This is a genomic window from Amycolatopsis sp. NPDC033938 (genome assembly GCF_055575975.1).
On sequence record NZ_JBVIRO010000008.1, the window covers coordinates 183,241 to 195,714 of the forward strand.

Annotated in this window: 11 protein-coding genes; 5 read left to right on the top strand and 6 right to left on the bottom strand. The window is 68.3% G+C overall.

The window, feature by feature from the left end:
• The first annotated feature begins 503 nt into the window (after window positions 1-503).
• Both hpf and secA read left to right on the top strand, forming a co-directional pair.
• Window positions 504-1,196 (top strand): ribosome hibernation-promoting factor, HPF/YfiA family, encoded by a 693-nt coding sequence (gene hpf, locus ACZ5ZX_RS21815; protein ID WP_037306587.1) that lies wholly within the window; start codon window positions 504-506, stop codon window positions 1,194-1,196.
• A 251-nt stretch (window positions 1,197-1,447) separates the two neighbouring features.
• Window positions 1,448-4,276 (top strand): preprotein translocase subunit SecA, encoded by a 2,829-nt coding sequence (gene secA / locus ACZ5ZX_RS21820; protein WP_465503807.1) that lies wholly within the window; start codon window positions 1,448-1,450, stop codon window positions 4,274-4,276.
• A 57-nt stretch (window positions 4,277-4,333) separates the two neighbouring features.
• Here secA and ACZ5ZX_RS21825 read toward each other — a convergent pair whose 3' ends face one another.
• Entirely contained in the window at window positions 4,334-4,849 is a 516-nt protein-coding gene (locus ACZ5ZX_RS21825; RefSeq protein ID WP_465503808.1) for an Rv3235 family protein, read from the bottom strand.
• Between the two features lie 90 nt (window positions 4,850-4,939).
• Here ACZ5ZX_RS21825 and ACZ5ZX_RS21830 point away from each other — a divergent pair, with 90 nt between their 5' ends.
• Window positions 4,940-5,380: an HAD-IA family hydrolase gene (locus tag ACZ5ZX_RS21830; RefSeq protein WP_465503809.1), complete on the top strand. Its 441-nt coding sequence runs from the start codon at window positions 4,940-4,942 to the stop codon at window positions 5,378-5,380.
• On the opposite strand, the gene ACZ5ZX_RS21835 is transcribed toward ACZ5ZX_RS21830, so the two are convergent.
• Window positions 5,352-6,134, bottom strand: a complete 783-nt coding sequence (locus ACZ5ZX_RS21835) for a TrmH family RNA methyltransferase (RefSeq protein ID WP_465503810.1) — start codon at window positions 6,132-6,134, stop codon at window positions 5,352-5,354. The two genes, ACZ5ZX_RS21830 and ACZ5ZX_RS21835, sit on opposite strands and share 29 nt — an antisense overlap.
• Before the next feature lie 34 nt (window positions 6,135-6,168).
• Between ACZ5ZX_RS21835 and ACZ5ZX_RS21840 the strand changes: the two genes are divergently transcribed.
• Window positions 6,169-7,575 (top strand): WS/DGAT/MGAT family O-acyltransferase, encoded by a 1,407-nt coding sequence (locus tag ACZ5ZX_RS21840; RefSeq protein WP_465503811.1) that lies wholly within the window; start codon window positions 6,169-6,171, stop codon window positions 7,573-7,575.
• The gene (locus tag ACZ5ZX_RS21845; RefSeq protein WP_143104845.1) at window positions 7,572-8,063 is read left to right on the top strand and encodes a DUF6912 family protein; all 492 of its coding nucleotides are present in this window, start codon (window positions 7,572-7,574) and stop codon (window positions 8,061-8,063) included. The genes ACZ5ZX_RS21840 and ACZ5ZX_RS21845 overlap by 4 nt, the downstream gene beginning before the upstream one ends.
• A 30-nt stretch (window positions 8,064-8,093) precedes the next feature.
• Here ACZ5ZX_RS21845 and ACZ5ZX_RS21850 read toward each other — a convergent pair whose 3' ends face one another.
• From ACZ5ZX_RS21850 to ACZ5ZX_RS21865, 4 genes are all read right to left on the bottom strand, one after another.
• Window positions 8,094-8,978: an NAD-dependent epimerase/dehydratase family protein gene (locus ACZ5ZX_RS21850; protein ID WP_465503812.1), complete on the bottom strand. Its 885-nt coding sequence runs from the start codon at window positions 8,976-8,978 to the stop codon at window positions 8,094-8,096.
• 62 nt (window positions 8,979-9,040) lie between these two features.
• The gene (locus ACZ5ZX_RS21855) at window positions 9,041-9,835 is read right to left on the bottom strand and encodes an SCO4651 family lipoprotein (protein WP_465503813.1); all 795 of its coding nucleotides are present in this window, start codon (window positions 9,833-9,835) and stop codon (window positions 9,041-9,043) included.
• Between the two features lie 72 nt (window positions 9,836-9,907).
• On the bottom strand, window positions 9,908-10,588 hold the full coding sequence (locus ACZ5ZX_RS21860) for an SCO4651 family lipoprotein (RefSeq protein ID WP_465503814.1): 681 nt from the start codon (window positions 10,586-10,588) through the stop codon (window positions 9,908-9,910).
• Between the two features lie 982 nt (window positions 10,589-11,570).
• Window positions 11,571-12,443, bottom strand: a complete 873-nt coding sequence (locus tag ACZ5ZX_RS21865; protein WP_465503815.1) for an SCO4651 family lipoprotein — start codon at window positions 12,441-12,443, stop codon at window positions 11,571-11,573.
• Window positions 12,444-12,474 lie beyond the last annotated feature (31 nt).

The window sequence follows — 12,474 nt, forward strand, 5'->3', positions numbered from 1 at the left end:
GAGAATGGGTACAAGGGCGTTGACGGGATATGAGGAAGCTACCGGGGAACACTCCGACAGCCCGCCACTCCACCGGGGTGGCGGCGGATTCCCCGGGCAGCGTCACCCTCGGCTTTTTCCTGTCCGAAGGCTTGCGCCGTCCGCGTGAAAACAAATCACGGGGACGACGCCCGACAGGCCGGATTGTCCCGCTGTCCACACCTCCGTCGTCGCGTGCGGTGACGAGGTCTCACGTCCTGATATCCCCCGGCTCGGGGGCTGTTGCTCGCGGCGTGATGCAGCTAACGTGCAGCGCTATCAGCAATCCCGGCAGGCAGGGAGGTGACCAGCCCATGTCCCTGGCGCCGGAGCCGCGCTGAGTCCGCGCTCAGACATCCGACACGAGACGTCGTGGCGCATGCCGAGTTCTCTCACCGCCCGCGATCCGGGCTTCGTCCCCGCTTTACCGGCGCCCTAGTGAACACATCTACAGCTCGCAGTCATTTCAGCGAGGGAGGTCGTGTATGGACATCGTCGTTAAGGGCCGCAACGTGGAGGTGCCCGACCACTATCGGGCACTCGTCAGCGAAAAGCTGGCCCGGCTAGAGCGCTACGACAAGAAGGTCATCCGTTACGACGTGGAACTCTTCCACGAGCCCAATCGCCGGCAGTCCAAGAACTGCCAGCGGGTCGAAATCACCGGGAAGGGACGGGGCCCCGCCGTACGCGCTGAAGCGTGTGCAGGCGACTTCTACGCAGCGCTGGATTCCGCACTGAACAAGCTCGAGAACCGGTTGCGGAAGACACACGACCGACGGCGCGTGCACTATGGCCGCAGCCGCCCGGAATCCGTCGCCGAGGCGACTTCGATCGCGGTCGCCGGTGGCATGACCACCGACACCCGACATCTGGCAGGCACCGCTGTCCTCGAAGCGCCGGAGGCCGAACCCATGGCCAATGGTTTCGCTGTCGAGAGCGGTGACGACTTCGAGATGCCCCAGCAGCAGCGCTGGGATGACGGGGTGACCGAACATCAGCCCGGTCGCGTCGTCCGCGAGAAGAAACACGACGCGGTACCGATGACGGTGGACCAGGCCCTCTACGAGATGGAACTGGTCGGCCACGACTTCTACCTCTTCAACGACTCCGACGCCGGATGCCCGAGCGTCGTCTACCGGAGGCGAGGCTTCGACTACGGCGTGATCCGGCTGAGTTAGCCGGCCCTCCAACCGACCACTGACGCCCATGACGGCGGCCCGCACGTGTTCGCGTGCGGGCCGCCGCCGTGTCCGGATCAGGTGCGATACGACCCCGCCTCGTCAAGTACCGACAGACGGTGCGTGCGCGAACACCGAGGTGTTCCCTACGATGGGGGTCGGACGGTGGTGCGGTACCAGGCACCACCGCGTACGAGATTGCCCGGGACCGGCTCGGGTGCGATCACAAATCAGCTAGTGAGGTCGACCGGATGGTGCTGAACCGCCTGCTCCGCGCGGGCGAGGGCAAAATGGTGAAGCGGCTGCGTAACATCGCCGATCACATCAACACCCTCGAAGACGACGTCAAGGAACTTTCGGACACGGCGCTGCGGGCGAAGACCGACGAGTTCCGTAAACGGCACGCGGACGGCGAGTCACTCGACGACCTCCTGCCGGAGGCGTTCGCGGTGGCGAGGGAGGCCGCCTGGCGCGTGCTCGGCCAGCGGCCCTACGACGTCCAGCTGATGGGCGGCGCCGCGCTGCACCTCGGCCAGGTCTCCGAGATGAAGACCGGTGAGGGCAAGACCCTGACCCAGGTCCTCCCCGCGTACCTGAACGGGCTGTCCGGCAAAGGCGTGCACGTCATCACGGTGAACGACTACCTCGCCAAACGTGACGCCGAGTGGATGGGCCGCATCCACCGCTTCCTCGGACTCGAGGTCGGGATCATCCTGGCCGACCAGACCCCCGAGGTCCGCCGTCAGCAGTACGCCGCCGACATCACGCACGGCACGAACAACGAGTTCGGCTTCGACTACCTCCGCGACAACATGGCGTGGAGCCTCGAAGACTGCGTGCAGCGTGGCCACAACTTCGCGATCGTCGACGAGGTGGACTCCATCCTCATCGACGAGGCCAGGACGCCGCTGATCATCTCCGGCCCCGCCGACCAGTCCTCGCGCTGGTACATCGAGTTCGCGCGGATGACCCCGCTGATGAAACCGGACATCCACTACGAGGTGGACATCCGCAAGCGCACCGTCGGTGTCACCGAAAAGGGCGTCGCCTTCGTCGAGGACCAGCTCGGCATCGAGAACCTCTACGAGGCCGCGAACACGCCGCTGGTCGGCTACCTGAACAACGCGCTGAAGGTCAAGGAGCTCTACAAGCGCGACAAGGACTACATCGTCCGTGACGGCGAAGTCCTCATCGTCGACGAGTTCACCGGCCGCATCCTGCACGGCCGCCGCTACAACGAGGGCATGCACCAGGCGATCGAGGCCAAGGAAGGCGTCGAGATCAAGGCCGAGAACCAGACGCTCGCCACGATCACGCTGCAGAACTACTTCCGGCTCTACGACAAGCTGTCGGGCATGACCGGTACCGCCGAGACCGAGGCGGCCGAGTTCCACCAGACCTACAAGCTGGGTGTGGTGCCGATCCCGACCAACAAGCCGATGGTCCGCGCCGACCAGGCCGACCTGATCTACAAGACCGAGCAGGCCAAGTTCGAGGCCGTCGCCGAGGACATCGCCGAGCGGCACGAGAAGGGCCAGCCGGTGCTGGTCGGCACCACGAGTGTCGAGAAGTCCGAGCACCTGTCGAAGCTGCTGCTCAAGCTGGGTGTCCCGCACGAGGTCCTCAACGCGAAGCACCACGACCGGGAGGCGCTGATCGTCGCCCGCGCGGGGCGTAAGGGCGCGGTCACGGTCGCCACCAACATGGCGGGCCGCGGTACCGACATCGTGCTCGGCGGCAACCCGGACATCCTCGCCGACGAGGTGCTGCGCCAGCGCGGCCTCGACCCGGTGGAGCACTCGGAGGAGTACGAGGCCGCCTGGCCGAAGGTGCTCGAAGAGATCCAGGCGGAGGCCAAGGCCGAGGCCGAGGAGGTCCGCGAGGCCGGCGGTCTGTACGTGCTCGGCACCGAGCGGCACGAGTCCCGCCGGATCGACAACCAGCTCCGCGGTCGTTCCGGCCGTCAGGGCGACCCGGGCGAGTCCCGCTTCTACCTGTCGCTCGGCGACGAGCTCATGCGCCGCTTCAACGCGTCGATGGTCGAGCGGGTCATGACCACCATGCGGCTGCCGGACGACGTGCCGATCGAGCACAAGATGGTCTCCAAGGCGATCAAGAGCGCGCAGACGCAGGTCGAGCAGCAGAACATGGAGATCCGCAAGAACGTCCTCAAGTACGACGAGGTGATGAACGAGCAGCGCAAGGTGATCTACGCCGAGCGTCTGCGCGTCCTCGAGGGCGAGGATCTGCGCGAGCAGATCGAGCACATGCTGGTCGACGTCATCAACGCGTACGTCACCGAGGAGACCTCGTCGGGCTACGCCGAGGACTGGGACCACGAGAAGCTGTGGACGGCGCTCAAGACGCTGTACCCGGTCGGGATCACCTGGGAAGAGCTCACCGAGGACGACGACCTCGACGCCGAAGGGCTTCGTGAGGCGCTGCTCAAGGACGCTCACCGCGCGTACGACGAGCGCGAGGCCGAGATCGACGCCAAGGTCGGCGAAGGCGCGATGCGCAGCCTGGAGCGTCAGGTGATGCTGACCGTGCTCGACCGTAAATGGCGTGAGCACCTCTACGAGATGGACTATCTCAAGGAGGGCATCGGCATGCGGGCCCTGGCCCAGCGCGACCCGGTCATCGAGTACCAGCGCGAGGGCTACGACATGTTCCGCGCGATGCTGGAGTCGCTGAAGGAGGAGGCCGTCGGCTTCCTGTTCAACCTCCAGGTCGAGCAGGCCGAGCCCGCCGCGCCGTCGCCGGAGTCGGCGGCCGCGCTGCCCGCCGGTGTCGCTTCCGGGAACGGCCAGGCCAACGGCGACGGCCGTCACGCCCGTCCGACACCTCCGCAGGGGCCGGCGACCGACACCGAATCGGTGCCGACAGCCTTGCGCGGCAAGGGACTCGGCGGCGGTTCGCGGTCCGGGCTGACCATGTCGGGCCCGTCCGAGGACGGCGGCGTCGAGTCGCATTCGGACAGTGCCGCCGGTGACGGTGGTGACCAGAGCGGGACCCGCCGGGAGCGTCGCGCCGCACAGCGCGCCTCCCAGAAGAAGGGCAAGAAGGGCCCGCGCCGCTGAACGCAAAGCCAGAGGGGGCCTTCTCCGCGCAGGACCGGCGGGGAGGGCCCCCTTTTTTCACGCCGTCAGACGGAGCGCGGAAACGCGGCGCGGCGGCTTCAGCAAATGGAAACGGGTGCACACCCAGCCCGTCGGCGTCCGCTCGAAGCGCGCGGCCAGTGCGAGGCAGCGGCTGTTCTGCTCGACGGTCGCGCAGGCCTCGATGACCCCGTCCGCCGGATGACACAGGTGGATCGACTTCGGCCGGTAGCCACCCGCCGGACGGCGACGGGCGCGGTCGAGCAACGCGCTGTGGAGCGCCGGATCGAGGATGGGCCGTACCTGGACCGCCGGACGGCGTCCGTCGCAGGCTTCGAGGATGGTGGTCAGCAGCCTGCCCACCTGCCGCCCGTCCAGCGTGTCGGCCTCCTGCTGGGGCTGTGGTGCCTGCGCGGGCACCGCGCCGGGCAGCGGCAGGTCCAGCACGAGCTGGTTGTCCGGCGGCGGCACCCGGTGGATCAGCCGATCCGGACGGTTTGTGGTCCGGTAAGCCGGTTCACACGGTTTCAGCCGTCTCAGTACGTACGAAGGCATCAGGTCGTCCCCCTTCGCGGCCCCCTCGGCCGCGCCCAGCAATTAAGGGGCCGACGGCGGCCGAGAAGACGACAGGAACCGCCCGAGAGGATGAAACGGGCGATAATCGCTTGTGGACGGCCGGGGTACGGTGGGCTGGTGCTGAAAGGGCTGGTCGTCGACTACGTCGGGGTGCTCACGGACGCCGACGCGGACGAGCTGTACGCCTTCCTGCGGGCCGCCAGGGAACGCGGCATCAAAACGGCCTTGCTCTCGAACGCTCCCGGCGCGTCGGACGAGGCCAAACAGGCGCTGGACCCGTTCTTCGACGCGCTCGTCTTCTCCGGCGAGGTCGGCGTCGCCAAACCCGAGCGCGAGGTCTACCTGCTCACCGCCTGCCTGCTCGACCTGCCCGCCGACCGGTGCGTGTTCGTCGACGACGCCGCGCACAACGTCCGCGCCGCGGTGGCGGCCGGGATGGCGGGAGTGCACCACACGTCGGTCGAGGAGACCCTGAGCGAGCTCAGTGCCCTCTTCGCGGCGGACCGCTAGCCCGCCGGACCAGCTCGAACGACAGCACGGCGGCGGCAGCGGAGACGTTGAGCGACTCGACCTCACCCGGCATCGGGATCGACACCCACTCCGTCACCAGTTCGCCGACTTCGGTGCTGACGCCGTTCGTCTCCCCGCCCAGCACGAACGCCGCGCGCTGCGGCAGCTCGACGTCGAACACCGAAGCGCGTGCCGAAGCACCCAGCGCGTAGATCCCGTACCCGGCTTCCGTGAGCATTTCGGCGGCTTCGCGCGCGCTGCCGCACCGCAGCACCGGCGCGCGGAACGCGACCCCGGCCGAGGCCTTGACCACCATCGGGTCGAGGGCGGCGACCCCTCGCCGCGGCACCACGACACCTTCGAGCCCGGCGGCAGTCGCCGTGCGCAGGATCATCCCGACGTTCGCCGGCGTGGTGATCCCGTCGAGCAGCAACACCCGCGACGGTGGCCTGCCGTCGGACAGGGCGGCGTGCAGCGACCGCATCCGCGGGGCGACGACGTCGGCGAGGACGCCCTGGTCCTGCTTGCCGTTGCCCGCCAGCACCTTGACGCGGTGCGCGCTCGCCCGCTGCACCGGTACCCCGGCGGCCTTCGCGGCACGCTGGATCTCCGCGGCGTTCGGCCCTCGCACGGTGTCGGCGAGGATCACCTTGTCCACCTCGAGCGTCGCGTCGTCCAGTGCCTCGAGCACCGGTTTCCGCCCGTACACCGTCAGGAACCGGTCCTTCGGCGAAATCACCGACTCATCACCCACACCGGCGAGTGTCCCACTATGTAAGGATCGGCTCATGCCCGACCGCCTCTCCGCGCTGGACGCCTCGTTCCTGTACGTGGAAGACCACTCGACCCCGATGCACGTCGGCGGTGTGGCGATTTTCGAACGGCCGCGCGACGGCTTCACCTACGAGCAGCTGCTGGACCTGATCGGGCAGCGCCTGTCGTTCCTGCCGCGCTACCGGCAGCGGGTGCTGGAGGTCCCGGGTCACCTCGCCCGGCCGGTGTGGGTCGACGACGTCGACTTCGATCTCAGCTATCACGTCCGCCGGTCCGCGCTGCCGCAGCCGGGTTCCGACGGGCAGTTGTTCGACCTCGTGGCCCGGCTGATGTCGAGGCGGCTCGATCCGGGAAGGCCGCTCTGGGAGGCGTACTTCGTCGAGGGGCTCGCGGGGGACCGCGTCGCGCTGGTGACCAAGACGCATCAGGCCGTTGTGGACGGGCTGGGCACCATCGAGCTCGGACAGCTGATCCTCGACGCCATCCCGCAGGAGCCAGAACCCTTCGACGACAACTGGCATCCGCGCCGCGAGCCGAGCCGTACGCAGCTGATCCTCGACGCGGTCGCCGAGACCGTGCAGCGGCCGACCGAGCTGGTCGAGAACGTCCGGTCCATCGCCCACGACGCCACCGCGATGGCGGGCAAGGTCACCGAGACGGTCGGCGACGTCGCGTCGGCGTTGAAGACCATGGTCCATCCGGCGCCGTCCGGGCCGCTCAACGTCCGCACCTCCGGCGGGCGCGTGTTCGCCGTGGTCCGTACACGGCTGGAGGACTTCCGCAAGGTCCGCGCCGCGCACGGCGGCACGGTCAACGACGTCGTGCTGGCCGCGATCACCGGCGCGCTGCGCGAGTGGCTGCTCTCCCGCGGCTCGAACCTGACCGCGACGACCACGCTGCGCGCGCTGGTCCCGATGGCCGTGCGTGACGCCGAGACGGCCGAGTACTCGACGCCGGCGCTGGTCGGGAACCAGGTCGACGCCTACCTGATCGACCTCCCCGTCGGTGAACCGAACGCCGTCCTGCGGCTCCAGCACATCGGCCACGCGATGGCGGATCACCTCGACTCCGGCCGGTCGGTCGCCGCGCGCGGGCTGCTGACGGTCGGCGGCTTCGCGCCCGCGACGCTGCATTCGCTGGGCGCGCGGGCCGCCGGATCGATGTCGGGGCGCATCTTCAACGTGCTGATCACGAATTCGCCGGGCCCGCAGGTGCCGCTCTACGCGGGACAGGCGAAGATGGTGGAGATGTACCCGGTCATGCCGCTGGTGCGTAATCAGGCGCTGGCGATCGGGGTCACCTCGTATCACGGGGGTGTCTACTTCGGACTGAACGGCGACCGCAAGGCCGTGTCCGATGTGGACCTGCTCGCCGGGATGATCGAGGAATCGTTGGAAGAGCTGAAGGGTGCGCACTGGTGAGGGTCTATCTGCCCGGGACGATCGCGATGCTCCGTGATCTCGAGACCGCCGGTGAATTCCGGGCGCGCAGCGGTACCGGGTTCGCGCTGACCCCGGCGTTGCGGGAGTCCTACGCCAGCGGCTCCGACGAGGAACTCGAGTACGCCGCGCTGCTCGACGCGGCGAGGGCGTCGCTCCGGCTGATCGCGGCCGAGGAGAAGCCCGAGCCTCGGCGGGTGGTGATCTCGGCCGACGTCGACGACGTCACACTGCGCCCGGATCTCGACGCCGCCGTCGTCCGGCTGTCCGGGCCGGTGAAGATCGCCGACGTCGCCGCGATCCACGTCGACGCGGCCGAAGCCGCCGAGTCCGTGCAGGCCGCGGCCGCGGTGATCGACCAGGCCGACCTCGGTGACCCGGACGCGGAGTTCACCCTCGGCGACGCCGAAGACCACGAACTCGCCTGGTACGCGCCCCAGGAGCTCCCCTTCCTCCTCGAACTCCTCTGACGCTCCTCCGAAGGCGCCAGGGGTGGAGTCCTAGAACCAGGAGGGGCCGGGCACCGGGCGTTCGGGGCGCCATCCGGTCGCCTCGGTGAGCCGGGTCGAGACGACCCGCTGTGAGCGCGCCAGTACCGACATCAGGCCCAGCCGGTTCGCCGCCCACTTCGGCAGCGCGCGTGGCCGCCGGACACCGGCCGCGGCGGCCATCGCCGCACCGAGCTCCTGCTTCCGCACCGGATCCGCCGCCAGGTTGTAGACGCCGCTCGGCGCCCGCAGTGCCGCGATCGCCCCCGCCGCCGCGTCGTCCGGGTGGATCGGCGCGGTCCAGTCGGAACGGCGGCCGATGATCAGCGGCGCACCGCGCCGCGCGGCGGCCAGCATCGTCTTGGTCATCGCGTCGTCGGCGACCAGTGACCCGATCCGCAGCCGGATCACGGTGCGGCCCTCGTCCGCCAGCTCGGCGACGTTCGCGTGCGCCACCGTCGAGGACGCGATGTTGTCGCGCAGCGCCAGAGGCGCGTCCTCGTCGAGTTCGCGGTCGCCGCCATCGGCGTAGACGAACGAAATCCCTTCCTGGACAACGATTCCCAGCTCGTCGACCCGTCGGACGGCGGCCGCGAGCGTCCGGCTGCCCTCGATCCGCACGCGGTCGTTCTCCGCCCAGCCGGCCAGCCTCATCGCCCGGCGAGCGTCCGGGATCCGGGTCGCGACGTTCACCACCGCGTCGTGCCCGCGCAGCGCCGCGGCCAGGGAATCGACGTCGAACAACGAGCCCGTCACCGGTTTCGCGCCGGTCGCGCTCACGGCCGCGAGCCGGTCCTCGCCGCGGGCCAGCCCGCTCACCTCGTGCCCCTCGGCCAGCAGACGCCGCACCAGCGGCCGTCCCAGCACTCCCGTCGCCCCGATCACCATCACGCGCATGTTCGTCCCTCCTGTTCCGCCTTCACGATGGGGACGAGACGCCCGGGAGGAACGTGACAGGCTCAGCCGCCCGGGATTTCGCCGATCTGGTCCGGCGGCGGTGCCTGGATTTCGGCCTGCGTGCCCCACTCGGTGTAGCGCGTGACGATCCTGGCCATCGCGCTGTCCGGGACACCCGAAGCGGCGAGGACGGGGGCGAGGTCGAGCATGACCTGCAGCGGCTGGTGCGCGTCGTCGAGCCAGAGCTCCATGGGGAGCTTCCCGAGCTTGCCGCCCAGCTCCCCGACGGCCTCGGCCGACAACCCGGCCGGCAGATCACCGCCCAGCGCGGCCACGTCGATGTCCAGCCGGTAGCGCTCGGCGGACACGCCGTCGAGTTCGGTGTGCCCGGACTCGACGAGGGTGCCCGCGCGCCGGATCTGGTCGAGCGCGCGACCGGGATCGTTCTGTTTCGCCAGCTGGTCGATACTGCCGCCGGCGACCTGCGAGAACGGGTCCGCGCCGTCGGCGGACACCTTGACCCACGGCTTGCCGCCGGGAACGTCCTCGCGGGCGCTCTCGGGCACCTTGGCGAAGACGATCTTGCCGACCAGCCGGAGTTCGAGCGGCTCGCCGAGGAAGTCCGTGGTCATGGCCAGCGCGGTACCCGCTCGCGCGAACCTGGCCTGCCCTTGGCTCTTCGAGCGCATCGCGCCCGCCGTGACGTCCGTGGCGAACTTCGCGGCCTTGCCGTCGATGGCGGAGGTGGTCCCGTCCGCGAGAGCGCGGGCGTCGGCGAACGCGACGGTTTCGCCGTCGCAAGCGCCGAGCAGGGCGCCGAGTACGAACACGACGGTGGACAGGGCCGTTCTCCGCATGAGGACCTGCTTTCAAGTGCGGGCACCCAAGCGAAACACAGCCGCGGACCTCACCCCGATCGGGGGAACGGCTCAGCGGCTGTCGCCGATCGCCTCGGGCGGCGGCGCGATGATCACCACGTCCGAGGCCCAGCTGTCGTATTTGACCGTGGACCTGCCGAAGGTGACCTGCACCGGGCGTTGCTCGGCGTCGAGCCACATTTCGGCGGGGGCGCCGCCGAGGTCGAGGACGTAATGCGTGGCGGCGGTGCCGTTCACGTCGGCCTGCTCGGATTTGACGACCTTGCCGGACTTCGAGATCCGGTCGATCGTGCGCGTCGGATCCATCGTCTCGACGACCTTCGTCATCAGCTCGCCATTGGCCGCGGAGATCGCGTCCTTGCCGCCGGCGGTGATCTTGACCCATTCCTTGCCGGTCTTGAGTTCCTGGAGCTGCGCGTCGGACAGGTGGTAGTAGAGGACGCCGTCGGCGAAGATCAGATCCCGTTTCTCACCGGCGATCTCGGCGACCATGGAGAACTTGCTGTTCGGTCCCTCGTAAAGCCCGGAACTGGTCACCGCGACCTTGCGGCCGTCCTCGGCGGTGGTCTCCAGTGCCACCTTCGACGAGCGGGCCTTCTGCGTGCCGGCGGCGGCGACCGAGGCCAGCTGAGCCGCGTCGGTGACCGGCTTCGCCACCGGTTTCTCTTCCCCGGAACAACCGCCAAGCAGGAGGATGGCGGTACAGACGACGGCGAATCCGGTGGCACGCATAGGACTCCCTGAGGTGAATGGTCTGTACCACCACCGTAGCCAGAGAACGGCGGCGCGTGAAGGCCCCCTTCCCTGCTTTGAGGGTCAATGTCAGGAACTTGTTAAGGGGTAAGGCAAACATGGCGTGCCCCTGCGTGGGACCGGGCTGCCTGACGGAAGCCGGGCCGCGCCCAGCGTCCGCAAGGGGCACCTTCCCTAAGAAGGCTGTCCGACTTGGGTGTTTTGCGCGGTTTTGCGCGGGGGTTGTAAGTGGCAATGAGGGTTGGTACGTGAATCGTTGCACCTGAGGCTGGTGTGTCTAAGGGGACTTTTGTGGTGGTGTCTTTGCGCGTGAAGGCCCCCTTCCCTCGGCTGAGCCGAGGGAAGGGGGCCTTCACGCGCATCAGAACCGGGCGTCAGGGGATTCGCATCCCATCCGCGAGCGGGCGCGCCAGCGCCCATCCCCAGTGCTAACCCTATTCGCCACTCGCGCCCCCCTGTGGAACCGTATATAGCGTCATCAAGCGGACACCGAGCCTTCGGCAGGTGTCCCTTGTGGGCAGTCGCGCGACGCCCTTCGGCTCAACGGGGAGCTCCTCGCCTGCCGTCAGGCGGCGGTTTCTGAGGTTCTCAACTGTCCATAAAGGATTCATCGAGGGGTGATTCGTCCGGTTGAAGTCCGTGAAGGCCTCCTTGAGGGGCTCGCCTTTGTTTACCTACTGGTGTGGAGCTTGTGCGGGTTGCCGGTGCGGTCCGGGTGGGGAACATTCCGGACGTTGAGCGTCCGGAATCTTCCCCGCTCGATCGCCGGTCCACCGGTCGTGAGCGGGCACACGCTTGATCAACGGAGGATTCGGGACGTTGAGTGTCCCGAATCCTCCGTTGATCAAGGGACCAGACCGGGGAACCGCCACCCTCGTCCAGGTCAGGCGTAGGTACCCAAATGCGGGTTCTCCTTGAGGGAATCAGAGTCCCTCAAGGAGGCCTTCACGCGGAGCAGGGGCTAGTTACCTGCCCTCTTCCTCATTTCGGCGTAGTCGCCCACCTCGTCGGCCGGTGGCGGAGTGACCTCCACCGGCACGCCCCAGTCGCTGTAGGTGTAGGTCGACTTGGCCTCACCCTCGATGGTGCTGCCGGCGGACTTCAGCAACGAGGACATGTCCATGGTCATCTTCAGCGGAAGCTGCTCGGCGTTGAGCCACATTTCCGCGGGGACCCGCAGATCCTTGCCCTCCAACCGCTTCTCGAGCTTCGCCCGTTCGTTGGCGGGGACGTCATCGCCGAGGAACAGGTCGATCTGCTTCTTGCCGTCGAATTCCACGAAGTAGTGGTTCACCGGCACGCCGTTCAGCTGGGTCTGCTCCGAACGGATGATGCGGCCGGTCTTTTCGACCAGTTCCAGCTGTTTCGCCGGATCGCCCATCTCGAACGACTTCACCATGGCCTTCCCGAAGGCCTTGGCCTGGGGGTCTTCGGTGTCCAGGTCGACCTTCCCCCAGTTCTTGTCCGTCTTGAGTTCGGCTTTCTCGGAAGGCGGCAGCTTGAGGAACAGCGTCCGGTTCACCAGGCGCAGGATGCCCTGTTCGCCGTCGACGGTCAGGTCCGCCTCGATCTTCGAGGCGGGGCCGTCGTAGAACGCCGTCAAGGTACCCGTGACCTTGTTGCCGATCTTGCTGTCGATGGTCGTTTTGGAGGACTTGGTCTTCGCCGTGCCCTGCTTCGCGGCCTCGACCAGGCCGAGCGCGTCGGTGAACGGGGTGGCGAGCGCCAGCTCGCCGCCCTTGTTCTCGCCAGTCGCGCTCGGGCGGGCGCCGCAGCCGGTGACCACGAGGGCCAGCGCCGCGGCCACCGCGGCGAGCTTGGTTACGCGCTTCAAAGTGAACCCCTCAGAAAAGTCGATCTGATCC

Bases quoted from the DNA above. Each gene is read 5' to 3' on its own strand.
- ACZ5ZX_RS21840 (WP_465503811.1), top strand. From the start codon at position 6,169: ATGCCCGACCGCCTCTCCGCGCTGGACGCCTCGTTCCTGTACGTGGAA.
- secA (WP_465503807.1), top strand. From the start codon at position 1,448: ATGGTGCTGAACCGCCTGCTCCGCGCGGGCGAGGGCAAAATGGTGAAG.
- hpf (WP_037306587.1), top strand. From the start codon at position 504: ATGGACATCGTCGTTAAGGGCCGCAACGTGGAGGTGCCCGACCACTAT.
- ACZ5ZX_RS21825 (WP_465503808.1), bottom strand. From the start codon at position 4,849: ATGCCTTCGTACGTACTGAGACGGCTGAAACCGTGTGAACCGGCTTAC.
- ACZ5ZX_RS21860 (WP_465503814.1), bottom strand. From the start codon at position 10,588: ATGCGTGCCACCGGATTCGCCGTCGTCTGTACCGCCATCCTCCTGCTT.
- ACZ5ZX_RS21850 (WP_465503812.1), bottom strand. From the start codon at position 8,978: ATGCGCGTGATGGTGATCGGGGCGACGGGAGTGCTGGGACGGCCGCTG.
- ACZ5ZX_RS21855 (WP_465503813.1), bottom strand. From the start codon at position 9,835: ATGCGGAGAACGGCCCTGTCCACCGTCGTGTTCGTACTCGGCGCCCTG.
- ACZ5ZX_RS21830 (WP_465503809.1), top strand. From the start codon at position 4,940: ATGAAACGGGCGATAATCGCTTGTGGACGGCCGGGGTACGGTGGGCTG.